This is a genomic window from Exiguobacterium undae DSM 14481 (genome assembly GCF_000620805.1).
GTDB lineage: Bacteria > Bacillota > Bacilli > Exiguobacteriales > Exiguobacteriaceae > Exiguobacterium_A > Exiguobacterium_A undae.
The window spans coordinates 2,005,745-2,028,002 of sequence record NZ_KK211187.1; the positions used below are offsets into that span (position 1 = coordinate 2,005,745).

General features: G+C 47.1%; 26 protein-coding genes. 12 read left to right on the forward strand and 14 right to left on the reverse strand.

The features are described from left to right. Positions 1-59: 59 nt before the first annotated feature. Positions 60-299 (reverse strand): hypothetical protein, encoded by a 240-nt coding sequence (locus P397_RS0111225; RefSeq protein WP_028106613.1) that lies wholly within the window; start codon positions 297-299, stop codon positions 60-62. Positions 300-364: 65 nt separating this feature from the next. After that, positions 365-1,114: a nucleotidyltransferase domain-containing protein gene (locus P397_RS0111230; RefSeq protein WP_028106614.1), complete on the reverse strand. Its 750-nt coding sequence runs from the start codon at positions 1,112-1,114 to the stop codon at positions 365-367. 114 nt (positions 1,115-1,228) lie between these two features. On the opposite strand from P397_RS0111230, the gene P397_RS0111235 reads away from it, so the two are divergent. The 5 genes from P397_RS0111235 to P397_RS0111255 all read left to right on the forward strand — a co-directional run bounded on the left by P397_RS0111235 (position 1,229) and on the right by P397_RS0111255 (position 4,641). Beyond that, positions 1,229-1,579: a hypothetical protein gene (locus P397_RS0111235; protein WP_028106615.1), complete on the forward strand. Its 351-nt coding sequence runs from the start codon at positions 1,229-1,231 to the stop codon at positions 1,577-1,579. Between the two features lie 49 nt (positions 1,580-1,628). Beyond that, positions 1,629-2,366, forward strand: coding sequence for an alpha/beta hydrolase (locus P397_RS0111240; protein WP_028106616.1), 738 nt, complete (start codon positions 1,629-1,631; stop codon positions 2,364-2,366). A 178-nt stretch (positions 2,367-2,544) separates the two neighbouring features. Beyond that, positions 2,545-2,979, forward strand: coding sequence for a MarR family winged helix-turn-helix transcriptional regulator (locus P397_RS0111245; protein ID WP_012370037.1), 435 nt, complete (start codon positions 2,545-2,547; stop codon positions 2,977-2,979). 57 nt (positions 2,980-3,036) lie between these two features. Then, positions 3,037-4,020, forward strand: coding sequence for a ring-cleaving dioxygenase (locus P397_RS0111250; protein WP_028106617.1), 984 nt, complete (start codon positions 3,037-3,039; stop codon positions 4,018-4,020). Between the two features lie 78 nt (positions 4,021-4,098). After that, positions 4,099-4,641 carry an NADPH-dependent FMN reductase gene (locus P397_RS0111255; protein WP_028106618.1) on the forward strand — a complete coding sequence of 181 codons (543 nt, stop codon included), beginning with the start codon at positions 4,099-4,101 and terminating at the stop codon, positions 4,639-4,641. A gap of 90 nt (positions 4,642-4,731) precedes the next feature. On the opposite strand, the gene P397_RS0111260 is transcribed toward P397_RS0111255, so the two are convergent. Continuing rightward, the gene (locus P397_RS0111260) at positions 4,732-5,493 is read right to left on the reverse strand and encodes a hypothetical protein (protein ID WP_028106619.1); all 762 of its coding nucleotides are present in this window, start codon (positions 5,491-5,493) and stop codon (positions 4,732-4,734) included. Between the two features lie 23 nt (positions 5,494-5,516). Further along, a complete protein-coding gene (locus P397_RS0111265) occupies positions 5,517-6,014 on the reverse strand; it encodes a cysteine hydrolase family protein (protein ID WP_028106620.1) in 498 nt (165 codons plus the stop codon). Positions 6,015-6,128: 114 nt separating this feature from the next. Here P397_RS0111265 and P397_RS0111270 point away from each other — a divergent pair, with 114 nt between their 5' ends. After that, positions 6,129-6,620, forward strand: a complete 492-nt coding sequence (locus P397_RS0111270) for a GNAT family N-acetyltransferase (protein WP_028106621.1) — start codon at positions 6,129-6,131, stop codon at positions 6,618-6,620. Between the two features lie 109 nt (positions 6,621-6,729). Here P397_RS0111270 and P397_RS0111275 read toward each other — a convergent pair whose 3' ends face one another. Continuing rightward, entirely contained in the window at positions 6,730-7,920 is a 1,191-nt protein-coding gene (locus P397_RS0111275; RefSeq protein WP_028106622.1) for an RNA-splicing ligase RtcB, read from the reverse strand. Positions 7,921-7,991: 71 nt separating this feature from the next. Then, positions 7,992-8,804: a LysR family transcriptional regulator gene (locus tag P397_RS0111280; protein WP_026833362.1), complete on the reverse strand. Its 813-nt coding sequence runs from the start codon at positions 8,802-8,804 to the stop codon at positions 7,992-7,994. A gap of 106 nt (positions 8,805-8,910) precedes the next feature. Here P397_RS0111280 and P397_RS0111285 point away from each other — a divergent pair, with 106 nt between their 5' ends. Beyond that, complete coding sequence (locus P397_RS0111285) at positions 8,911-10,149, forward strand: purine/pyrimidine permease (protein WP_028106623.1); 1,239 nt, start codon at positions 8,911-8,913, stop codon at positions 10,147-10,149. Between the two features lie 106 nt (positions 10,150-10,255). On the opposite strand, the gene P397_RS0111290 is transcribed toward P397_RS0111285, so the two are convergent. The 4 genes from P397_RS0111290 to P397_RS0111305 all read right to left on the reverse strand — a co-directional run bounded on the left by P397_RS0111290 (position 10,256) and on the right by P397_RS0111305 (position 14,561). Continuing rightward, complete coding sequence (locus P397_RS0111290; RefSeq protein WP_028106624.1) at positions 10,256-10,909, reverse strand: hypothetical protein; 654 nt, start codon at positions 10,907-10,909, stop codon at positions 10,256-10,258. A gap of 269 nt (positions 10,910-11,178) precedes the next feature. Then, positions 11,179-12,264 carry an MBL fold metallo-hydrolase gene (locus P397_RS0111295; protein ID WP_028106625.1) on the reverse strand — a complete coding sequence of 362 codons (1,086 nt, stop codon included), beginning with the start codon at positions 12,262-12,264 and terminating at the stop codon, positions 11,179-11,181. A 120-nt stretch (positions 12,265-12,384) separates the two neighbouring features. Then, entirely contained in the window at positions 12,385-12,849 is a 465-nt protein-coding gene (locus P397_RS0111300) for a general stress protein (RefSeq protein WP_235183987.1), read from the reverse strand. A gap of 125 nt (positions 12,850-12,974) precedes the next feature. Next, positions 12,975-14,561: a peptide chain release factor 3 gene (locus tag P397_RS0111305; RefSeq protein ID WP_026833367.1), complete on the reverse strand. Its 1,587-nt coding sequence runs from the start codon at positions 14,559-14,561 to the stop codon at positions 12,975-12,977. A 412-nt stretch (positions 14,562-14,973) separates the two neighbouring features. Between P397_RS0111305 and P397_RS0111310 the strand changes: the two genes are divergently transcribed. Further along, complete coding sequence (locus tag P397_RS0111310; RefSeq protein WP_028106627.1) at positions 14,974-16,221, forward strand: MDR family MFS transporter; 1,248 nt, start codon at positions 14,974-14,976, stop codon at positions 16,219-16,221. An 88-nt stretch (positions 16,222-16,309) separates the two neighbouring features. Here the strand turns inward: P397_RS0111310 and P397_RS0111315 are convergent, their stop codons facing one another. Together P397_RS0111315 and P397_RS0111320 are read right to left on the reverse strand one after the other, a co-directional pair. Beyond that, on the reverse strand, positions 16,310-16,927 hold the full coding sequence (locus tag P397_RS0111315; protein ID WP_028106628.1) for a histidine phosphatase family protein: 618 nt from the start codon (positions 16,925-16,927) through the stop codon (positions 16,310-16,312). A gap of 115 nt (positions 16,928-17,042) precedes the next feature. Further along, the gene (locus tag P397_RS0111320) at positions 17,043-17,843 is read right to left on the reverse strand and encodes a globin family protein (RefSeq protein ID WP_028106629.1); all 801 of its coding nucleotides are present in this window, start codon (positions 17,841-17,843) and stop codon (positions 17,043-17,045) included. Positions 17,844-17,983: 140 nt separating this feature from the next. Between P397_RS0111320 and P397_RS0111325 the strand changes: the two genes are divergently transcribed. The 3 genes from P397_RS0111325 to P397_RS0111335 all read left to right on the forward strand — a co-directional run bounded on the left by P397_RS0111325 (position 17,984) and on the right by P397_RS0111335 (position 20,852). Then, the gene (locus P397_RS0111325; RefSeq protein ID WP_026833371.1) at positions 17,984-18,424 is read left to right on the forward strand and encodes an RrF2 family transcriptional regulator; all 441 of its coding nucleotides are present in this window, start codon (positions 17,984-17,986) and stop codon (positions 18,422-18,424) included. A gap of 91 nt (positions 18,425-18,515) precedes the next feature. Further along, positions 18,516-19,529, forward strand: a complete 1,014-nt coding sequence (locus P397_RS0111330; protein ID WP_026833372.1) for a hypothetical protein — start codon at positions 18,516-18,518, stop codon at positions 19,527-19,529. A 21-nt stretch (positions 19,530-19,550) separates the two neighbouring features. Further along, positions 19,551-20,852, forward strand: a complete 1,302-nt coding sequence (locus P397_RS0111335; RefSeq protein WP_051524016.1) for an LD-carboxypeptidase — start codon at positions 19,551-19,553, stop codon at positions 20,850-20,852. A 38-nt stretch (positions 20,853-20,890) separates the two neighbouring features. Here P397_RS0111335 and P397_RS0111340 read toward each other — a convergent pair whose 3' ends face one another. Then, positions 20,891-21,214, reverse strand: a complete 324-nt coding sequence (locus P397_RS0111340) for a hypothetical protein (RefSeq protein WP_028106631.1) — start codon at positions 21,212-21,214, stop codon at positions 20,891-20,893. A 92-nt stretch (positions 21,215-21,306) separates the two neighbouring features. Here P397_RS0111340 and P397_RS0111345 point away from each other — a divergent pair, with 92 nt between their 5' ends. Then, positions 21,307-21,732 (forward strand): DUF2621 family protein, encoded by a 426-nt coding sequence (locus P397_RS0111345; RefSeq protein ID WP_026833375.1) that lies wholly within the window; start codon positions 21,307-21,309, stop codon positions 21,730-21,732. Between the two features lie 32 nt (positions 21,733-21,764). Here P397_RS0111345 and P397_RS0111350 read toward each other — a convergent pair whose 3' ends face one another. Further along, on the reverse strand, positions 21,765-22,247 hold the full coding sequence (locus tag P397_RS0111350) for a CcdC family protein (protein ID WP_026833376.1): 483 nt from the start codon (positions 22,245-22,247) through the stop codon (positions 21,765-21,767). Positions 22,248-22,258: the final 11 nt, after the last annotated feature.

The window sequence follows — 22,258 nt, forward strand, 5'->3', positions numbered from 1 at the left end:
TCTTACTGGCAGTCAAATATCATTGTTCCTTAAAATTCGTGTTCTTATTGTAAAACACCTTAGATTTCATCGAATGATTCTGCCGGTCGAATGGTTATCTTTTTTTCTGCGGCATTGATAGAAATGACGCAATCCCATGTTGGTTTCAATTGAAGGACTCCTTCTTCATCCACCCAGAGCACAGCATTTAATTCTATAAACCCACCCATTACTACCATTTTCTTAGCTTTCTCATCAATGACGGCATGGAGTTCTTCACTTAAACTGACTTCCCAGTCTAAAAATGTGTTAGTTTTCATATAGAATCTCCTTTTTTACGTCTTTTTTTAACAGAACAAGAAATCTCTCGCGTGGCAGATAACCGTTAAACAAAAGTTAACGCATATCGATGCAACAACTCACGTAACCATTCATCTGAAAGCTCCATCTTGTCAGTGGACTTCGCTAAATCCTCGATCAGTATATTCTCAGGAAAATACAGACGCAGTATAGACAGGCTGTCCTCAATGGTGGACGCAAAACTTTGATCTTTTACATTAACGTGCAAGTAAGCGCCACGAATCATCCGTTTTACAAGGGATCGTTTTTCCATCTGAGTCATCTCGCCGGCCTCTAGTTTTTCATTAGCCATACGCAGCTGAACGGATAAATTCCGATTCAAAGCACGACTAATCCGCACGTCCGGTTTCATATCTGGAAACTGATCAGATAAGTCGAAACCATCTATACATGAACAGACATGACGTATCCAAAAACCCCATTCGTACAGATTCTCAGGACTGAGCACTGTATCAAGGATGCCTATGTCGTAATCAACTTTAATAATTTCAGGATGCCGCTCCAACAAGTCTTCTGTTTCTTCTCTTAAAGCGTCAATGTGAACAGTCTCTCTTACAATAACCGTCAAATCTAAATCCGATTTTCCTGCAACGGCTGTGCCGCGACCGATACTGCCATATACGTATACGCTGTGAAGTACTTCGCCAAACTGTTTTTTCAATAAGTCTATAACTTCTTCAATGACAGGACGAAACATCACTTGTATATGTATTCTACTCGTTTGATTAATAATATAGCCGGCCTCATCGGTGCCAAGTCGTGTAGGCAACTGCATTTAATCGACACCTCCCACTCATTTCTATTCAGGAAAATTCAACATCGCCTGCGATAATCAATGGTAAATTGATACAATACTATCATATGTAATCAAAGGAGAATGATCTCAGATATGTCTGATAAAAAGTATACTTATTTGATCGAGGAAATTGAAAAGTTGAAATTTCATAATCGTACTTTATTGACTTTACTCGGAAATTTACATCAGGATGCAATGGAAGATACAACGATACACGAAGCGATCATCCTGTTTGATCTCTCAAAGAATGACTTACGCGAGTTAAAAGACTTGATCATGAATTATGACCAAAACCGCTTTGCTTTTGAACAAAAAGCACTGATGATCAATCCTGTTTTCAGCAAAGACAACTTACTTTTTCTAGTAAACTCTTTTGTTAACTCAGAGATGCTTACTTCTGTCGGAAATACAATCTTATCTGATTACGAAGTGAGAACGAAATAACGTAAATCCATAAAAAGAGACAGACTACGAAATGAGGACTTACTTTTCTATGAGACTATTACCTCCAAAACCCTTTTATTATGAAGGTGGAAAAAAAGCTGTTCTGCTCTTACATTCCTTCACTAGTAATCCGAATGATATGAAAAAGCTTGGAAGCTATCTGCAACAAAATCAGTATTCCTGCTACGCCCCGACACTCAGTGGACATGGTCTGCCGGCAGAAGAACTTCTGAACTACGGACCAGCTGACTGGTGGCAGGATGTTCTCGACGGTTATCAACTGTTGCAAGACAAAGGGTTTGAACGTATAGCAGTCGTCGGTCTCTCACTGGGTGGTGTTCTTGCTTTAAAAGCGGCACAGGAGTTGCAGATCAACGGGGTAATCACCCTATCCATCCCGATGTATAAGGAAGCAGCCGTTCTAAAAGAACGAATATTTTATTATGCCCGGCGGTATAAACAACTCGAAGGGAAAGAGGAGCAACAGATTGAGTCTGAAATGACTGAACTGGATCACCTCCCCTTCGATTCATTGGTCGACTTTGAACAACTTATTAACCGGACAAGGGACAACTTAGCATCCGTAGTCTCTCCTGTTTACGTCATGTATGGGGAAATGGATGACCCCTCGTACAAGACGAGTGCCGAGAAGATTTTCCAAAGCGTAACTTCGGATCAAAAAGCGGTTAAAGGATTTGCGCAGTCGAAACATTTAATGACGTTAGGGAAAGACATGAACGAAATCAACCAAGACATTCTTACTTTTTTAAATGAACTGAAATGGTGAAGTATTCCCCCATCCTAAAGGCAACCCGTACGATACGGGCTGTCTCTTTTTATATTACTGTATGGATTTCGGCTCCTGTAATCAGAAACCAATCAAAACAATTGACGCCATAAAAAACAGATGGTATATTTATCTCGAATTAAAGATATATGAATTGAAGATAAAAGAGGTGAACGAAATGGAACAGCCGAATCCGAACTTAAAAGCACTGACAGTCATGGTTCGCGCAGTCGACGCGCTTCATGAAGTCATCAAACAGGATGTTGCGAAGTCCGGACTAAATCCGACTGATTTTTCCGTACTCGAGTTGTTGTATCACAAAGGAAGGCAACCGATTCAGCTGATTGGGAAAAAAGTATTGATTACGAGCGGCAGCATCACCTATGTCATCGATAAGCTCGAAAAAAAGAACTACGTCGTCCGCCAAGCCTGTCCGGAGGATCGGCGCGTGACATTTGCGGAACTCACCACAGAAGGTCAAACGTTAATGGATACGATTTTTCCGGAACATGAACAAGCCATTAATCAGGTTTTCCAAGGGATTGACCAGGCGGAAATTGAATTGTTCATTAAGACTGCTAAAAAAATAGGCTACCAAGCCCAAAATAATTAAATTTTTTTACCTATATATCTCGAATTCGAGATAATAACGATTAAGGGAGCGATTTAGATGAATGAATTAAAAGGAATCCACCACGTCACGGCCATCACAAGCAGTGCCGAGAAAAACTATGAGTTCTTCACAAACGTCTTAGGCATGCGTTTGGTCAAGAAAACTGTTAACCAGGACGATATTCAGACCTATCATTTATTCTTCGCTGACGATAAAGGATCAGCCGGTACCGATATGACGTTCTTCGACTTCCCGGGCATTCCAAAAGGAACACACGGAACAAATGAAATCTTTAAAACCGCTTTCCGCGTGCCGACGGACGAAGCACTCCACTACTGGATCAAACGATTCGATAAATACGATGTGAAGCATCGCGGCATTAAAGAACAGTTCGGTAAGAAGACCCTCTCGTTCGTCGATTTCGATGACCAGCAGTATATGCTGATTTCAGACGAGCATAACGAAGGCATTGCCTCCGGAACTCCGTGGCAAAACGGTCCGGTTCCATTGGAATTCGCCATCACCGGCTTGGGTCCAATCCACATCCGGATTGCCGAATTTGACCGGTTAAAAGAAGTCTTAGAAAAAGCGATGCTGATGCGAGAAATTGATCAAGCAGGATCACTGCATTTGTTTGAAATGGGTCAAGGCGGTAACGGAGCACAGGTCGTCGTCGAACATAACCTCCTCCTTCCGAGCGGACGCCAAGGATTCGGAACCGTCCATCACGTGGCGTTCCGGGTGGAAGATACAGCCGCTTTAAATGAATGGATCGAACGGATGCAAGACTTACAATTCAACACATCCGGCTACGTGGACCGCTTCTTCTTCGAATCGTTGTATGCACGTGTCGCACGCGGCGTCCTGTTCGAATGGGCAACAGATGGTCCCGGTTTCTTGGGAGACGAGCCGTACGAAACAGTCGGAGAGAAATTATCGTTACCACCGTTCCTCGAATCGCAACGTCAACAAATCGAACAAATGGTCCGCCCGATCGATACCGTCCGCAGCACACGCAAGATCGAAAAAGAATATTTATGATCCGGAGGGATTAAATTGAGTATGTTCAAGAATTTATTTGGTTCGAAGAAAACACCACAACAAGAGGAGGAAACGAACATGACAAAATTAAACATCGGAATTATCTTAGGATCAACACGGGAAGGCCGCTTAAGCCCACAGGTCGGGAACTGGGTCAAAGAACTGGCGGACAAACGTGGAGACGCCAACTATACGATCATTGACATCGCCGACTACAAATTGCCGCTGCTCGGCGAAAAAGACGGCGATGCATCCGGTGCAGCTGCCTGGTCTGAAGCGATCGCCGCTCAGGATGGATTTGTGTTCATCACACAGGAATACAACCACTCGATTGCCGCTTCCTTAAAAAATGCCCTCGATTATCTCCGTGTCGAGTGGAACAACAAAGCAGCCGGTATCGTCTCCTACGGTTCAGTCGGCGGCGCACGCGCAGCAGAACATTTACGCGGTATTTTAGGCGAATTATTGATCGCAGACGTCCGGGTCCACCCTGCCCTCTCGCTGTTCACTGACTTTGAGAATGGAGCTGTGTTAAAAGCGGCACCGGTTCAAGCAGATTCCGTTAATCAAATGCTTGATCAAGTCATCCCTTGGGCTGGCGCTTTAAAAACGATTCGTTGATCATTAAATCGCGTTTGATGATGCTGAAAAATGATTCAATAGAGATAAAAAATGAGAGAACTCCTTCATCTTTGGGAGTTCTCTCATTTTTCATTTATTGTCTTGCGTCCACGTATCGACATACGAAACCACGTACTCTTTTTTCGTTCGACTGTACTTCGTTTCGAAGTAATAGAGGACATTCTCTTTCTGGTTCAAGACAGAATAAGAATACGTCTTGTACGCTTTTGGAAAAACAGGCTGTTTTTTACCGGCTTGCTTTCCGACTTTTGAATAGTCGATATACGCGACTCTCTCATGTTTTCCAATCCCTGTTCCCGTCAGCACGCCATCCAACTGTTTTTTCGTCATCCCTTTTTTAATCTTTTGATCGTTATAGACACGTTTGGAATTGACAGCAGATGAGTCAAACCAATGTTTTTCGACAAGTTTTAACTGCTTACTGTGTTCTTTTGATTTAAATACGAGCAACATGCGGACCGTTTGGAACGTCACTTCATCCGGATTGTCCGATTCATTCGATACCTTTGCATCTGGGTACAGATAGAACTCATACTTCAAATATTTCAGCTTTCCGCTTTTATCGTATGTGTTGGAATCGTTCAATTCACCACTGCACAAAAGATTAACTTTCACCTCATCTTCCGGGCGGTCACACAGGTGTTTTTTATAGTTCTTGCCATACATGACTTTCGCAGCACTGGTCATCGAGGCATTCATTTTCAGCTTTTTAAAGGTGTCATGTTGTGTTTCCTTTTTCGTTTTCGCCACGGCTTCGTTTGACGGAAAACCTGTCAACATCAGACCTAATGAGACGGACAAAACAACCAGTGACTTGATGACGTTTTTCATGTTAACACCCTCCTTCAACACTGTTAATCAACCGAAAGTAAATCATTGAACTGAACGATGTTGCTGCCCTTTTTCGCATAGTATTCAATCATCTCCGGAAGTTTCTTTTTATCGTAACTTGTAATGCCGTCCGTGATCACCGTCACACCGTAATCCAGTTTACGTAAGTTAAAGCAAGTCGATTTGACACAAGCCGTCGCATCGCCGCCGGTCAGATAAAAGTCGGTGATGTCGTTTTGCTCAATAAATGCTGTGAACGCTTCACTTGTTAAGGCATTCCCCTTATATTTTGTGAATACATGATTTGAAACGATGTTCAAATCAGGTGCCAACTCGGCACCACGTGTCCCGGTTTTAAACGTTCTGGTTCCGGCCGATAAATTCTCGTGCCGGATGTAGACCACATGCATGTCCTGTTCAACCGCCCAATCGATTGACTGATTGATCGTACCGATGACTTCTTTGTAGTTTTTTGTCATGTCGTTTTGAATATCAATGACGACTAAGGCTTTCTTTTGCATGTAAACTCCTCCTGAATTAATGAACGGATTTTTAGTTTTGATGATGTTTTGCTTCCGATTCGGATCGGATAACGTACACTTGAGGTAAGAAGCACATTCAAGGAGGCATGCCCCGTGAAAGAAAAATACTACTTTGACGTCTTTCCTGAACTGACGAGCGAACGGCTCCTCTTAAGAGAAATCCGGCTAAGTGAAGCGAACCACATGATTGAGATTACGGTCTACGATGGTCACCAGGCAGAGAACAGCCGGGATGTCATCCGGATTTTAAGTCAGATTGCCCTTGATTACCTCAACGGGGACGGCATCACGTGGGGACTCTATTTAAAGTCGACCGGTGAATTCATCGGGAACTGCTGTTTTTGCAGAGGCTACCAACATAACATCGCCGAAATTGGATATGTATTAAAACCGGATTTTCGGGGTTACGGCTATATGACAGAAGCCGTTAAAACAGTTACCCGGTTCGGACTGCAGGACATGAAGGTCACACAGGTTTGCGCCTATACCGAGCTTGAAAATCACGCCTCGCAATCCGTGCTTCTAAAAGCCGGATACGTAAAGACTACGCATGACGAAGACACATATAAGTTCATTTCTCCCTGACTCCTCTTGTGAAAGCAAACACCTCGCAACCTTCTGATTCATTTCCAATCAAAAGGTTGCATTTTGGTATGTCTACTTTTTTAACAACGTTCACTCCGGCTTCCGCCAATCACTTCGCTTTAAAGTTATAGAGCGGCTTGATGACTTTGAGTAACTCGACCGTATCCATCGTGTTCCGGATGATTTCTTCCATCGGCTTGTAGACGAACGGTGACTCATCACGCGTCGATTCGACGACCGAACTCGACCAGACGTCCTGCATCGTTGCTTCAAACTCTTTCAGATCAACGGATTTAAAGGCTTTCGAACGGGACATGATCCGTCCTGCCCCGTGTGGCGCCGAATAGTTCCAGTCCGGATTGCCTTTTCCTTTGACGATCAGTGAACCGTCGCGCATGTTCATCGGAATGATGGCGACTTCACCGGCTTGCGCCGAAATCGCACCTTTCCGGAGAATCATCTGCTCGAGATCGATGTAGTTATGGATCGTATCGAACTGTTCCGTGACCGACCAGCCCATCGCTTCAACAATGACGTCGGTCATCGCTTGACGGTTCAGTACCGCGTAACGTTGGGCAATTTTTAAGTCATGCAGGTAGTTGTCCATATCGGAACCGGACACGTACGCCAAATCTTTATTGGTTTCATTGAATTGACTCTTCAGCTCGACCAACGTTGTTTGAATGTCCTGCTCCCGTCCCTGATCTTTCAGTGAGGCGACGATCGCCTCCGTATCGACGGTGAATCGTGACGCTTCCGCCAACTTTTGATAATGTTCGGCAATCGTTTTTCCGAGGTTCCGGCTGCCGGAATGAATCACGAGATACAGATTGTCTTCCTCGTCTGTATTCAATTCGATGAAATGATTGCCGCCGCCTAACGTGCCGATCGATAACCGGGCGCGTGTTTCGTTAAACGGTGCCAACACTTGATCAAACGGAATCTGTTCCGACAAGCGGTGCGGCTGATTGCGGACGGACATGCCGCTCGGAACCAGTGCCTGAATCGTTGCATCCAACTTCTCATAATCAACGCCGGCTGTTCCTTCACGGTTGATTTGTGTACATAACATGCCGCAGCCAATGTCGACACCGACGAGATTCGGAACAACTTTATCGTGAATCCGCATCGTCGTGCCGATGACCGAGCCCTTGCCCGCATGACAATCGGGCATGATGCGGACATTGCCGTCGACAGCAATGTTTTCGTTCAGCATCCCCGTCACCTGTTCAATCGTCATGTCATCGACATTGTGTGTAAAAATCTTCGCTTCGCCGTACTTTCCGCGAATCGTCCTCATTTCATCCTCCCCCTTACCTTCCTGTCTCTTATTCAATTATCCTATAAAATCCCTTTTTTAACAATTCGTTCTTACTCGTGGACAATCGAGACCCATTGTTGGGTCAACGCCGATTGACCGTCTTCCGTCAACCAGACAAGAGCCGTCGTACTCGTCGCGTCCGGTAACCGTTCCCGCACCAGTCCCGTCATGTCGAGCTCGCGGAGCGTACTTTCCGGTAACAGTGTCACCGCTTGTCCACTGCGGACAAGTCCAATCAAGGTCAAGACGTCGGAACAGGTTTCCTGCGAGACAACCCCGAACTGCTGGCTGAGCGTCTGAAAGACACCAAGTCCTTCCTGACTCGGAATGATAACGTCGGCATCCGGGAAGTCGGGATGATGGACTCGATAAAACGGTTCCTCTTCCATCCACTCGATCGTGACACCTTGTGCCTCAATCGGCAACCGGACGAGTGCCACGTCGATCGCATGATCCTTCAAACGATCAATCAAGGCAGCGGACTCGCCCTGATGAATTTGCAACGTAATCCGGGGATGTCGTCGTTTCATCTCTTGCACCCATCCCGTCAATCGACCGGCGGACAACGTATTGACTCCGATCCGTAAGATGCCGGTCCGTCCTTCCTTGATGTCACTGACTTCAATCCGGGTTTCCGCTTCATACCGCAACAAGGAGACGGCGCGTTCATACAGCCGCTCGCCGCTCGCCGTGATCCGGATGCCGCGTCCCGCCCGTTCAATCAGCCGTACACCAAGCAACTCTTCCATCTTCCGAATTTGTTGGGTCAAAGCAGGCTGTGCCATCCGCAGTCGTTCCGCCGCCCGTGTGACGGATTGTTCTTCGACGACCGCGCAAAAATACCGATATTGGCGTAAATCCATATTCATCATCTCTTTCATATGTTTTCAGTCGTAAATATGTATGAATCATAACATCAATCATATGATACGATGCTGAAATCAGCGATTTTTAAAGGAGACGATTTTTGTGAAACGTACGACGTCCACGGTCCAGTGGATTATTTTCTTATTAGCCAATACGATTGCCTTGCCAATCGTCGTCGCGAGCCTGTTTGATCTCTCGAGTGTCGAGACGGCCGCACTTGTCCAACGCTCCTTCTTTGTCGGAGGAATTGCCTGTTTTCTCCATGGATTGTTCGGTCACCGTTTACCGATCGTGTCCGGTCCTGCCGGCTCATGGGTCAGCATCTTTGTCGTCATCGCCGCGTTGCCGGTCGATTCAAAGACGGCCTTCACGATTGCGATGGCCGCTGTCGTCATTGCCGGCGTTGTCTTGATTTTCCTCGGGTTGACGGGATGGACCCGTTTTTTATTACCAGTCTTTACGCCGCTCGTCAGCGGAACGTTTTTGCTTTTATTATGTATTCAACTGACCGGCGTCATGCTTGGTGCCGTTCTCGCCGTCGAAGCAACACGTCTTGCCGGCATTCTGACATTCCTGCTTGTCCTCGGACTCAGTCAATTTGGTCCGACCCGCCTCCGTCCGTTCGCCTTGATGATCGGAATAGTCGTCGGCTGGTTGGTCAGCCGTCCGTCGTTACCGGAAGCGTCCGGTGTCTTCGCCGTTCCGGCCGCCTTACCGTTCGGGATGCCGCAATTTGACGGCAGTGCCTTTTTGGTTGCGATTCCGTTTGCGATTCTTTTGATCGTCAACTTGATTGCCGCGTTAAGCGCCGTCGAAGCGACGATTCAGAAGAAAGGGGCCTTGAATCAGGGGCTGACGGTCGAAGGAATCATTCACTTAATCGCGGCGACGTTCTCGACGCTCGTTCCGGTCCCGTTGCCGATCACAAGTGGTTTCATCGCCCAGACGGGAAGTAAGGAACGCCGGCCGTTTTTGATTGCTTCACTTGTCATCGCTCTGGTCGGGTTTTTCCCGAGCATCATCGGCATCATCGCGACGTTGCCGCGCAGTGTCGCCAGTGCGGCTTTGCTCGCAACGTTACCGCACATGTTCCTGATTGCCTGGCAGTCTGCTGAAAGTAGCATGACGACCAGTCGTCGCAAACATGCCTTTGCGATTTGTGCCGTCATCGGAATCAGCATTCTGTTGCAATCGACGGTTTTGGCGGAAATCCTGCCGCTGACGTTACGTCCGTTCTTCAGTAACGGCTTATTGATTGGGACGATGCTTGTGCTCGGGTTTGAAGTCATCGAACGTTTCCGTTCACGACGTGATGCCAAATCAGAACGACTTGCTAGCTAATCTTTCCGAAAACACACCATCCCCGCCCTCTCGCAATAAGCGAAAGAACGGGGATGTTTTTTGTTTGTAAGGTTCACTTAATCATAATGGTTTTAAAGATTTAATTTTATTTAATCCGAAGCACATGCGCAGCACTATACTCAATTGCATTTCCATTATCCGTTATCAGATAAACTCCTTTAGCATGAAAGGTTGTTTCTTTTATATATTCGATGATTTTTTCCTGAAGCAAGTACTCGTGATTTTCGGCAAAGGGTTCTAATGTAAATATCGTCGTAGAAAAAATCAATGTCACATCGTCATAATTTTTTTGAGATTTTTTGATGATATTCTGCTTTGTCTTTTCAAGAAAGATATTTCTTTTCTCCTCGAGAGACTCTAGACTGCTTAATCGTGATTGCCATCTTCCAACTTCATTTAATTTCTGTGAGATTTTTGTATCTTCTTGCCCGTCTATGTAAGAACTCACTTCAAATTTCTCAACTGCTCCATCAGTCTTTTTCATCAAAAAATCGTATCCTTGGTTTCCTAAAACAACTTTTAATTGTGCTCCTTCTGGAAAAAAAGGCGACATTGAGAAAATATATGCCGGTGTAAACTCTTCGCAAAATTCTTTAAAGCGACCTTTTTTTAAAAGTAATAACTTTGAAGTCACAGAGTCTTTTTCAGCTTGATCAATTACAAACTTGTAATAGGTCGACATTTCTTTAGCATTTCTATATTGAGACAATTCATCTAATAACTTCAATTGTTCTCTCAAAATAAATTTCTCCTTTCAAAAAGATGAATATACCTAAAAAAACGAGAACGATTAAAAATCATTCTCGTCTTACGAACTTTTTGTTAAACTCGGCTTCTTCCCGTGACTCCTACAGGAAAAAGCGCGTGCTTTTCGCGCTGTCAGAGACAAACGAGACCCGGCTCCTCGTCCGAAAGGGACAGGCGCCGCGGCTCGTGTCTCGCCTGAGGAAAGCACGGGAAAGGAAGACGAGTTTCACTTCAGTTCACTTCAGTTCACTTCACTTCACTTCACCGTACCTCACGCCACCATCTGCGTGTTTCACTGGCAGCGGTGACACTTTCACCGATCATCGGTGTCACGACCGACACCTCATGTTTCGCAGCTTCCTTCAGCAAACGTTCGACCGGTTCGTACCACGGATGAAATGCCAGTGTAAACGCCGACCAGTGGACCGGAATCAGCACGTCCCCTTTGACATCGAGATGCGCAGCAAGTGTCTGTTCCGGCAACATGTGTGAACTCGACCACCGGGTATCGTATTGGCCACATTCCATGATGGTGACATCAAACGGACCATACTGTTCCCCGATCGCCTTAAAGTGTGGACCGTAGCCACTGTCTCCGCTGAAGAAGACTTTCTTCGACCCCTCAATTACCCATGACGCCCAAAGCGTCGAAAATTGATCAAGACCATTTCGTCCCGAATAGTGCCGGGCAGGTGTTGCCGTCAATCGGAGACCATTCGTCTCGACCGATTCGTGCCAATCGAGTTCCGTAATCCGGTCCGGATCCACTCCCCAGCCTTTTAGGCGGCTTGCGACACCAAGCGGGACGATGAATCGCCCGACCCGGTCTTTTAACGCCAAGATCGAATGATAATCCAAGTGATCGTAATGGTCATGCGAATAGATGACAAGATCAATCGGCGGCAACGCATCGAGATCGACCGGTGCCGTCGTTTGGAATCGTCCGCCTCCGAGTTTCGGGAACGGTGACGGCGCCCGGCCGAGCATCGGATCAAAGAAAATCGTCTGTTGATCGAGTTCAAGCAGGAACGCCGAATGTCCGAACCAGGTCACCCGCGGCTCGGTTCCGTCCGTCCGTCGTTCAAACGGTACGACCGGTAACGGCTTGACCGGCTTTAACGACGGTAATTCCCGACCGTAATCCTTTAAAATACTTTTCATTGTCTCCCATTCCATCTTCAGTTGGAACGGTAATTCATTTTGAAACTTTCCGTTCGAAAACTGACGCGAACGCGTATACTGCTGTTGATCTGCTTTTGACGGCCGGCGACCGAATAACGGATAACGGGTCATGAAGACCGCTCCCAGGACGCCGAGTCCGGCTAACGCTGCTACTGTTTTTTTCATTTTCTTCACCTCTTTGATACCACCAGTATAGCATCGGCGATTTTTAAAGCGGTAATGAACAAACTTCACTTTTCCTAAAAAAAGACGCAAAACTGAGTATCTCAGTTTTGCGTCGAGGATTTAGTCTATATCGTCCGCTTTCCATTTTGAACGATCGCTTTTATCGTGATCGGATTCGTGTTCCGACTCATAATCGTTGACGCCCGGATTTTCAACTTTTCCATCATGCCGGTGCCCTTCGTCATGCAGGTGGTCGCGTGAATGATCATGATTATGTCCATGGTCATGATCGTCATGTCGGTCTTTTGCGAACAGCGCGATTCCGCCCCGCTCGACTTCTTGATAATGTTGTTCTGCCTCTTGATCGGAATGCCCCACCCGCTTTAATGTTTCACGCAGTGGCGGTTCGTGACTGAATTTTGATTTGATCTGGTCAATCCATGACGCACCGGACGCCTCATCCGCCGCTTCGTCCCGTCCAACCACTGAAAAATCGGAGTCCTTGTGACCTTGCTCTTTTAACGCTTGCATTTTCTGATGTAAGCTCGACTCATCATGAAAAATTCCGATAAATTTCTTTGCCATCGTCAACACCATTCCTCTCAAAGAGATATGAATTTACAGACTCCAATTTTTACCCTTGTTTCGTCATCTCAAAACGAAAAAAAGACGTGTCTTCCGCTGAATCGGAAAAACACGTCCCACTTCGATTAATCTTTGAGTAACTGTGGTGAATCAACAAGCGTGATGACACCGTCATTTTTCTGAACGAATCGTTCGTAAACGAAGTCGTTGGCAAACAACAGAACCGGATTTTCCCAACGGTCGTAGACAAGAACGGTCCGTGAATCCGTCAATTTCTTGACTTCACTGATTTCCGTCACCTTGACCCACTTCGCGACTTGGAAGTTCGCCGCATCTTTTAAGATGTCAACGCCGTACTCTCCTTTAAGGCGGTGTTCGAAGACTTCAAACTGAAGTTGTCCGATTGCGCCGAGGATGATCTCGTTGTATTCCGTCTTGTAGACCTGAATCGCTCCCTCTTGGGCGAGCTGTTCCACACCTTTTTGGAACTGTTTTGATTTCAGTGCGTTTTTCGTAAAGACTTTGAGGAACAATTCCGGTGCAAACGTCGGCAATGCTTCGTACTGAAGACTTGGATCACCGTTCGTGATCGTGTCGCCGATTTGATAGTTACCGGAATCATACAGACCGATGACATCTCCCGCAAACGCTTCGTTGACCGTTTCCCGCTCGTCTGCCATGAACTGCGTCGATTGGGATAACTTCATTTTTTTGCCGGTCCGCGTCAGGACGACTTCCATGCCGCGGTCGAATTTTCCGGTACAGATCCGCACGAAGGCAATCCGGTCACGGTGATTCGGGTTCATGTTCGCTTGAATCTTGAAGACAAAGCCGCTGAAGAATTCTTGTGCCGGCTCGATTTGTCCTTTGTTCGACTCACGTGGTGTCGGCGACGGTGATAAGTTGAGGTAATGCTCAAGCAACGGTGTGATTCCGAAGTCAACCAGGGCAGAACCGAAGAAGACCGGTGTCAATTCACCTTTCGCAATCAACTCTTCGTCATACGCATTTCCCGCTCCGTCGAGCAGATCGACTTCATCCACCAACGTATCGTACATCTCGTTGTTGATCGTTGACGCCAGCTGGTCGTTCGCGAGTCCTTCTTCACCGAGATCAATCGTCAGACGGTCGTTCTTGAAGCAATGGAACTTCTCGTTGACGCGGTCATAGACGCCTTCAAACTGTTGACCCGATCCGGCCGGCCATGTGACAGCGACTGATGGAATACCGAGGACTTCCTCGAGTTCTTCCATCAATTCGAGTGGATCACGCGCTTGGCGGTCCATCTTGTTGATGAACGTAAAGATCGGAATCCCGCGCATCCGACAGACTTGGAATAGTTTTTTCGTTTGCGACTCGATCCCTTTTGCGGCATCGATGACCATGATCGCCGAGTCGACGGCTGTCAGGATCCGGTACGTATCTTCCCCGAAATCGGAGTGACCCGGTGTATCCATGATCGAGACGATTTTTTTGTCATACTCAAACTGCATGACGGATGATGTAACGGAGATTCCCCGTTGTTTTTCGATCTCCATCCAGTCGGATTTCGCAAATTTCGAGTTTTTCCGCGCTTTGACCGATCCGGCTTCACGAATCGCACCACCGTGGAGTAAGAATTTTTCAGTTAATGTCGTTTTCCCGGCATCCGGGTGGGAAATAATTCCGAAGATCCGGCGTTTCTCGACTTCGGTTTGGAGTAATTTTGTCATGTAGGGTAATTCCTTTCACCTATATATTAAAAATCTTCTTAAAAAGTGGTTACCTCGCTCATTTTCGCAACTAGTCTATCATACCGAATTTTCGCAGTCTCGTCCATTTCACTTTGTTGACTTAATTTTCAGATTTCAAGTTGACAACTCCGCTCGATCTTCTATACGATGACGAGGAAGTTACTATGACAAGAAGGAGGAGACGTACAATGTCACAATCATTTAATCAGCAACCATCGATTCACGTATTGGCTACAACTGTACGTCACCCAATCGTTTAATTTTTAATTAAGCAGGGTGTACGTATGCGTATACGTACATGCTGCCCTCTTATATCAGGACGGGTATGCCCATATTTGTGCGTATCCGTCTTTTTTATGGTCTAAAAACGGAAGTATAAGGGGTTTTGTTTATGTTTACTGCATTAAAACAGCTTGACCGCAACATCTGGATCCGGTTCGTCGGGGAAACGATTACCGGAGTCATGATGTTCATGATTGCACCATTTCTTGTTCTGTATTATTCCGAACAACTCGATTCGTATTTTTTGGTTGGTCTCATCATGGCGACCGGACCGATCACTTCATTGTTCGGTTCCTTCCTCGGCGGGTATCTCGCCGACTTGTATGGCCGTAAACCGCTCATGGTCATCTCGATTGTCGGCGATGTCGTCGCCTTGATCGGTTTCTCGTTCGCCGATTCGTTTTGGCCGTTATTGTTAATGAATGCCTTACTCGGTCTGACGAATTCCTTGTTCCACCCGGCCGCCAGTGCGATGGTCGCCGATGTCACGCCGCCGGAACGACTCAACGAATCGTTTGGCCTCCTGCGGATGGGACATAATGTCGGGGCTGCGTTTGGTCCGCTGATCGGAAGTGCCGTTTTGTTCGTCGATCGAACGTTGATTTTCTACGCTGCTGCCGCCGTCTTTTTCGTGTATGCACTCGTCTTGTTGATCTTCATCCAAGAAACAAAACCGGATCAGATCGAACACACCGGTGACGAACCGAAGTTATCCGCCTTCACCGTCCTGCGCAAAGACAATGTCTTCTTAATTTTCATCGCAGCCGGTGTTTTCATCTCAATGGGCTTTGCCCTCGTCGAAAGCATGTTACCGGTTTTCCTGAAAGAAGCCTTGCCGGGTCTGCCGAACGACAAAAATCCGTTCCCGTACTTGATGGGCTTAAACGGCATCATGGTCGTCTTGTTCCAGTTCCCGATCGCCGCCCGCCTGTCCGGCAAAGCATTCGGAAAAGTTATGTTGCTCGGAGCCTGTATTTTTGGAATCGGTATGATTTTACTCGCCTTCATTCCGTCGTATCTCTTTTCACTCGGAACGGAGTATCTGGTGCTCGTGACGGTGTTACTGGTCATCTACGCCCTCTATACCCTCGGTGAGATGATCATGTCCCCTGTTCAAATGACGTTCATCGCCTTGATTGCACCGGAACACTTGCGCGGAACCTATAACGGTGCTGCCAGCATCCAATGGTTGATCGGCGGTGTCACGGCACCGCTGCTCGGATCCCTGTTCCTTGATTCCGGAAACGGACAATATGCGCTCGCCGGGGTCGGGGTCGCCTGTTGCATGTCCGGTCTCGTTTACCTGGCACTCGACCGATCAATCCGTCGGGCAAAACGGTTATCGCAATCCGCTTGATCGTGCAAGATTGACATCAAATAAACCCCCGGATCAGACACTTGTTGTAAGTGTCCGGTTCGGGGGTTTTGTATGTACAGAATGAAGATCACGCTTCCTGCTTTGCGTGTGTCATATCGCCTTCAAGCAGAACCACGTCTCCCTGATCCGTCGACTCGACAATCGTCAGACTGGTCCCGTGAATGAAGGAAGACGTCCACAAGTGCTCCATGGCAGTCCCTTTGAAATGAGATAACAGCACTTTAATCGCGATGCCGTGTGTCACAATTAAAACCGTTTCTTCTCGATGTTTCACTTGTATCACTTTTAAAAATTCAAGAAGACGATTTTTTAATACATCAAAACTCTCCCCCGTCTTTGATACGTACAGGTGAGGTGTCTCCCAAAACGAAGTATAGGCTTCCAGGTCATTCTGTTTTAAGAAATCATGTGTCTTGCCTTCCCATTCGCCCATGTGAATTTCTTTTAAGCGGGCATCGGTCTGAATCGGTGTCATCCGTCCATCACAAATCAATTGCGCCGTCTGAAGTGCACGTTCACTCGGACTCGAGTAGACGGCTTGAAACGGGATGTCTTGCAAGTGTTGCCCTAATTTTTCAGCATACAGTTGTCCTTTGGCGGTCAACGGAGAGTTTTTCCACCCTTGCAATCTGTTTTCGATATTCCATTCCGTCTCACCGTGACGGGTCAAATAAATCATCGGCATCCATTGTCCCTCTTTCCCTCATGCGTGAATTATCCATTATTTTACCATTAAGGATGCTTTCACGACAAACAGGACTTCTGCGTTCTTCTGAAGTCATCTCACCATTTGAGTTCCGTCAAGAAGGCAAGACCCCGTCCGCGACGAATGGACTAAATATGACCGGTAACGGTTCCAACGTCCGTTGTACTTCGGTAATGAACCGGCTGGATCCACTCGCAAAGGTAATCGGGTCGCCGATCGAAATTAATCTCAGGAACTGTTCGAGTTGTTCGTCCCATTCTTCTGTCTGCATACTGTGGAAGATCAATCCTTGTTTCGTCAGGACATTCAGTGCTGTCGCCAGCTTCTTCGAAGATGGCTTTTTATTGCGGACATGGAGAATCGTTGTTTTCCGCCCACTCATCAGCGCATACCGTGCTTCATCGATGACAGCTCCGAGGTGATGATGTTCCGCGACCAATAAGACGTCGAGCCGTGCCCAGTTCCCTTGCGTTTTATATTTATAAAAATGACGGCACGTTTCGACGAGTTGATGATGGACGACTTCCCACGCTTCCATTACCGGATCCGTCGGTGCCAATTCCAGTTCCGCCCGAATTGCCAAGAGAAGTTCTGTACTGACGATTTCCGGATACGTCATGATAAACGATTTTGTCTGATTGATTTCATTCAATAAAATCAATTTAAACAGTTCACTGGACTCCTCCTGATTCGTCACGTGCTTTAACAGCTGTCCGAGTCGCAGAATCCGTAACTCCAAACTCTGAGAAGCAGTCGCTTGACTTTCAAATTCCTGCAAGGTTGAGCTATGCTTGTCTTCCAATTGTTTATAAAAACGGCTGGCAATCCGCAATCCTTTTTGTTCCATCTCCGGTCCGACTGTTTGTAACAGGTGTAACGCTTGGTCGAAATGCATGACATGACCTACCTTTCCTCGCTTATTATGGCAAAATCGCCTTCTAAATTCAATCTCTAAAATGCATCTTTGATTTAACACATTCAAACTTGTACTTCCAGAAATACTTCTCTAGGATGATGGGTAAGTAGGTGATAAAAATGCGCATGACACGTTATACGGATTATGCAATCAGATCCCTGTTATTTGCCGGGGCACACTCTGATCGACTTGTCCGAATTCAGGAAGTAGCGGATTGTTACGACATCTCAAAAAATCATCTGATGAAAGTCGTCTATCGTTTAGGACAAAGTGGTTTAATCCATTCTGTTCGTGGTCGCGGTGGTGGATTTCGTTTAGCGAGTCCGCCGGATGAAATTTATATCGGTGACGTTGTGCAGCTATTTGAACCAACGATTCATTTTTTAGATCCACTCGAAGGTGCAGCAGAGCTGCCCTCGCTAGATCCCGCACGTGAAGCTTTTGATGACGCGATTGCTGCGTTCCATCAAGTCCTGAATAGCTACACGATAAGCGATTTACTTCATCCAACAAACGCAACACACCGACAGATCCTTGAAATGATTCCGAGCCGCGATTAATCGTGGGCGGAATCATTTTTTTGTTCGCCGACCTCATCGACGCCTTCTGATGATGTGCGTGGTATACTTATATAAGAAAGGAGGGGTACAGATGAACCCTCATGAAGAGTTAAACAGTTTATACCTTCGTCTTAAAGAAGCCGATCCGTCCCTTGAACGCGGCGAATCCCTGTGGACGATTTTCGAAGATACGACCGATGCAACACTCCGTCCCCTTGCCTTGTGGACCTTCTCTCAAAACCAATTCGACCTGGGTCACTTCCGCTCCTTTTTGGTTTCATTTTCTTTATTGATGGATTGGATCCGAAAAGATGAATTGACCTTGACCCCAAAGCAGGAACTGGACCTGTATTGGAATTATAAATCTTATTTAATCTACGCGGCAGAACAAGAAGATATGCCGGTTGCTTTACTCGAAGAAGATTTTGACCGTTTCGTTGATTTTTGTGACACCCATGGGTTTTCCCGGACACGCGACTACATCGGTTTCATGCTTTACAGCAAACTGGGTGATGAAGAGCAGGCGGATCATTACCTCGCCGAATGGGTCGACGCTCCACCGGACGAGCTGAGCGACTGTCCGTCTTGTGAAGGCTTCAGCCGGATGACGTATGCCATCGAACGCGGATTCGAAGACCGGGCCCTCCTGCTCTATGCAGCCATCCGCCATGAACGGGGTTGTTCCCGGATGCCGGATCAAGCCCATCCTTACATCTTACCGTTATTCATCAGCCGGAAGAAAGACCGGTTTGATTGGACGGACCAGTTGACTCAGGAAGTCAAACGCGTCAAACCGCTCTTTACAGGCGGTGACGAACCGTACCATCTTTACGCGGAGATGTACTATGACCCGAACTATGTCTGGTCAATGGAAGAGAAAAAACAATTGATTCCGTTACTGACGGACCGCGGTTACCTTCAATTCCTGCTCGCACATTATGCCGCATCGTACCGCGCCGCCCGCCATGCGGAAGTCGCCTATCTCGGTGTATTGCGCTCGAATATCTATGAAGTCGCACAAGAACTGGACCGCCGGATCGACGGACATTTTTACTTGAATTTCGTCGAACGGGAACTCAAACGGGTCACTGAATTCATCGTTTAATTCTTGAGAGGATGTGTACCGATGTTAGATCATGTACAGCTTGCTGCCCCAACAGGTTCAGAATCACAAGCTCGGTCGTTTTATACCGGGCTTTTACATATGAAGGAAGTCGAAAAACCAAGCGGTGTCCAAGCGAGTGGCGGCGTCTGGTTCGAAGATCACGGCGCTGCGCTTCACCTCGGCATCGAAGAACCGTTCCAACCCGCTCAAAAAGCGCACCCGGGTCTGACATTCTCGCATCTGGACGACGTGGCAACACGTTTAGGAGCAGCTGGTTATCCGGTTCAGTTTGATGATCGTCTCGCTCCCCGGCGCCGTTTTTTCACGGCGGATCCGTTCGGTAACCGGATCGAGTGTATTGAACAACAACTGACACCGATCGTTCCGAAACGGCTGTCGGACGGTTCACACGTCCGCCTGCTTGCTCCGGCATCAAGTCTAGCGACGGTTGACGTCAAGACGATTGATCGTGCGATTACCGTGCTCGAATCATTGGGTCTTCGGGTCTCGATCAGCCAGCATGCCCGCGCCGTCAATCCGTTTGGGTCAAGTGATCCTGCTTGTCGGATTGATGACTTGCATACGGCATTCAGCGATCCTTCCATCGATGCGATCCTGTGTGTCCGTGGTGGGTTCAGCTCGAACGAGTTACTCGACGGATTGGATTACGCGTTGATTCGTCAAAATCCGAAAATCCTCTGCGGGTTTTCAGACATCACGGCACTCAGTCAAGCGATCTTCACGAAAAGTGGTCTTGTCACCTATTCCGGACCGATGTTGCGTGGACTGGCCGCGCGTGATGCCTACACGCTCCAAGCGTTCAAACAGATGCTGTTCACGGATGATCCGTTAACGATTCAGTCGAGCAGCAATTGGCATGATACGCAGGACGGCAAGTCCGTCACGCTTCCGAACCCCGGACAGGTTATCTTGTCAGCCGGTTCTGGACAAGGACGCCTGCTCGGCGGGAACCTGTGTACGCTCAATCTCCTGCAAGGGACTGCTTATTTCCCGGACTTGCGCGACAGCATCCTGTTTCTTGAAGATGATTATGAAGTCCATCCGGCGACGTTCGCCCGTGACTTTGCTTCCTTAATGGCACAGCCCGGTGCGGACTCCATCCGCGGGATCATCTTCGGTCGTTTCCAACTCGCGACACAGATGACCGAGGAACAGTTACGGTATTTGGTGCAGTTGTATCCTTCGTTGGTATCCATTCCGGTCATTGCCGGTGCCGACTTTGGCCATACGATGCCGCTGTTTACGTTTCCGATTGGCGGTCAGGCCACAATCGAGGACGGTATCATCTCAATCAGTCATTAAAAAAAGAAGGAGTCGCGGCGATCCGCACCTCCTTCTTTTTAATAGTCGAGCAATCTCGAAGCATCAATTTGACGCTTCGATCCATCCGCAAACATTTCAAGGGTTGCGAGAATGGTGTGATCCGTCAAGTCGTACCGCAACAACGTAAAGTCTTCAAGCGTCGAGATCGTCTTAAACGTCTTCCCGACAGTGAATGCCCGCTTCCGGCTGGCATCTTGAGACGGAATCGTCACGAACACGACGGTGATGTCCGTTCCGCTCGTATCATAATAGAATTCGACGACACGACCGTCCGCCGTCTCCGGTAACAGACCTTTTTGCGGCCGCCCGGATTCATCCAATTGTACATAAGGTTGTAACATCGTTCCGCCTCGCTTTCTCCGTCATTTATCATAGCATGACCAAAAAAATTATGCTAATCTATAAGTGATGTTGAAAGGGGGATGAGTCACGGATGGCATGGTTCATGAACGGAATTTTGCTCTGGGGCTTTATCATGATCACACTGATGGCGATTGGCGGTTTCTTCATGTTCCGGAAGTTCCTAAAGAAGCTTCCGAAAGAAGACGGCAAATCGATGATGGACTGGGAAGATGAATACATCGACCAGACCCGCCATTTATGGACGGATGAAACACTTGATTTATTAAATGCACTGGTCATGCCTGTCCCGGCAGCTTTTCGGGATGTGGCACGTCGAAAAATCGCAGGACGGATCGGACAGTTTGCCTTGGAAGAACGGGCGTCGAAGATGACATCTGAGCTCGTCGTTAAAGGGTATATCTCCGCGACACCAAAACGCGATCATAAATTCTTGAAAAAAGCGCTCCGTGAACACGCCATCGACTGGCGCGATTACGAATTTTATTTCCAAAGCTAAACGGAAGGACTCTCAATTGAGAATCCTTCCGTTTAGTTTTGCGGTAAATGTTCGACATGAACAATCCCCGACTTGACTTGTTTGTACTTCAGATACATCGCAATCCGCCACGGGACGATCATTCCAAAGGCCACGAGATAGAAAATCCCGCCGGTCTCGAAGATATCGATCTGACCACCGATGATGAACTTCGCGACTGTCCGGACGATCAAAATTCCGAATAAGACGATAAAAAACGCTTTTGAACGTTGCAGATAAATCTGCCCTTGTGCTTCATAAAAGTTTGATGTCTTGATCAAAAAAATACTGAAGATCATCCCGATCAATAACGCTTCCGCCACTTCCGTCCAGGTCAAACGTGACGCCGGGTATAAAAACTGCAGCATCCCCGTTGACATCGCAAACGGCGGAATCAAAATCTTTTTAGCATTCGTCGGTTTTGCTGACGCTTTGACACGAATAAAGCTGATCAGCAATCCCATGACGAGTGCCACCCCTGTTGATACCCAAATCATCCCATCACTTC

What these genes read in the sequence shown, in the direction of transcription:
- P397_RS0111230 (WP_028106614.1), bottom strand. Translation starts at nt 1,114, where the DNA reads ATGCAGTTGCCTACACGACTTGGCACCGATGAGGCCGGCTATATTATT.
- P397_RS0111335 (WP_051524016.1), top strand. Translation starts at nt 19,551, where the DNA reads ATGTTAGATCATGTACAGCTTGCTGCCCCAACAGGTTCAGAATCACAA.
- P397_RS0111330 (WP_026833372.1), top strand. Translation starts at nt 18,516, where the DNA reads ATGAACCCTCATGAAGAGTTAAACAGTTTATACCTTCGTCTTAAAGAA.
- P397_RS0111240 (WP_028106616.1), top strand. Translation starts at nt 1,629, where the DNA reads ATGAGACTATTACCTCCAAAACCCTTTTATTATGAAGGTGGAAAAAAA.
- P397_RS0111235 (WP_028106615.1), top strand. Translation starts at nt 1,229, where the DNA reads ATGTCTGATAAAAAGTATACTTATTTGATCGAGGAAATTGAAAAGTTG.
- P397_RS0111305 (WP_026833367.1), bottom strand. Translation starts at nt 14,561, where the DNA reads ATGACAAAATTACTCCAAACCGAAGTCGAGAAACGCCGGATCTTCGGA.
- P397_RS0111295 (WP_028106625.1), bottom strand. Translation starts at nt 12,264, where the DNA reads ATGAAAAAAACAGTAGCAGCGTTAGCCGGACTCGGCGTCCTGGGAGCG.
- P397_RS0111245 (WP_012370037.1), top strand. Translation starts at nt 2,545, where the DNA reads ATGGAACAGCCGAATCCGAACTTAAAAGCACTGACAGTCATGGTTCGC.
- P397_RS0111310 (WP_028106627.1), top strand. Translation starts at nt 14,974, where the DNA reads ATGTTTACTGCATTAAAACAGCTTGACCGCAACATCTGGATCCGGTTC.
- P397_RS0111260 (WP_028106619.1), bottom strand. Translation starts at nt 5,493, where the DNA reads ATGAAAAACGTCATCAAGTCACTGGTTGTTTTGTCCGTCTCATTAGGT.
- P397_RS0111340 (WP_028106631.1), bottom strand. Translation starts at nt 21,214, where the DNA reads ATGTTACAACCTTATGTACAATTGGATGAATCCGGGCGGCCGCAAAAA.
- P397_RS0111255 (WP_028106618.1), top strand. Translation starts at nt 4,099, where the DNA reads ATGACAAAATTAAACATCGGAATTATCTTAGGATCAACACGGGAAGGC.
- P397_RS0111315 (WP_028106628.1), bottom strand. Translation starts at nt 16,927, where the DNA reads ATGCCGATGATTTATTTGACCCGTCACGGTGAGACGGAATGGAATATC.
- P397_RS0111350 (WP_026833376.1), bottom strand. Translation starts at nt 22,247, where the DNA reads ATGATTTGGGTATCAACAGGGGTGGCACTCGTCATGGGATTGCTGATC.
- P397_RS0111225 (WP_028106613.1), bottom strand. Translation starts at nt 299, where the DNA reads ATGAAAACTAACACATTTTTAGACTGGGAAGTCAGTTTAAGTGAAGAA.
- P397_RS0111345 (WP_026833375.1), top strand. Translation starts at nt 21,307, where the DNA reads ATGGCATGGTTCATGAACGGAATTTTGCTCTGGGGCTTTATCATGATC.
- P397_RS0111280 (WP_026833362.1), bottom strand. Translation starts at nt 8,804, where the DNA reads ATGGATTTACGCCAATATCGGTATTTTTGCGCGGTCGTCGAAGAACAA.
- P397_RS0111265 (WP_028106620.1), bottom strand. Translation starts at nt 6,014, where the DNA reads ATGCAAAAGAAAGCCTTAGTCGTCATTGATATTCAAAACGACATGACA.
- P397_RS0111275 (WP_028106622.1), bottom strand. Translation starts at nt 7,920, where the DNA reads ATGAGGACGATTCGCGGAAAGTACGGCGAAGCGAAGATTTTTACACAC.
- P397_RS0111320 (WP_028106629.1), bottom strand. Translation starts at nt 17,843, where the DNA reads ATGCATTTCGACCAAGCGTTACACCTGTTACAAACAGTCGGACCGGAG.
- P397_RS0111300 (WP_235183987.1), bottom strand. Translation starts at nt 12,849, where the DNA reads ATGGCAAAGAAATTTATCGGAATTTTTCATGATGAGTCGAGCTTACAT.
- P397_RS0111250 (WP_028106617.1), top strand. Translation starts at nt 3,037, where the DNA reads ATGAATGAATTAAAAGGAATCCACCACGTCACGGCCATCACAAGCAGT.
- P397_RS0111325 (WP_026833371.1), top strand. Translation starts at nt 17,984, where the DNA reads ATGCGCATGACACGTTATACGGATTATGCAATCAGATCCCTGTTATTT.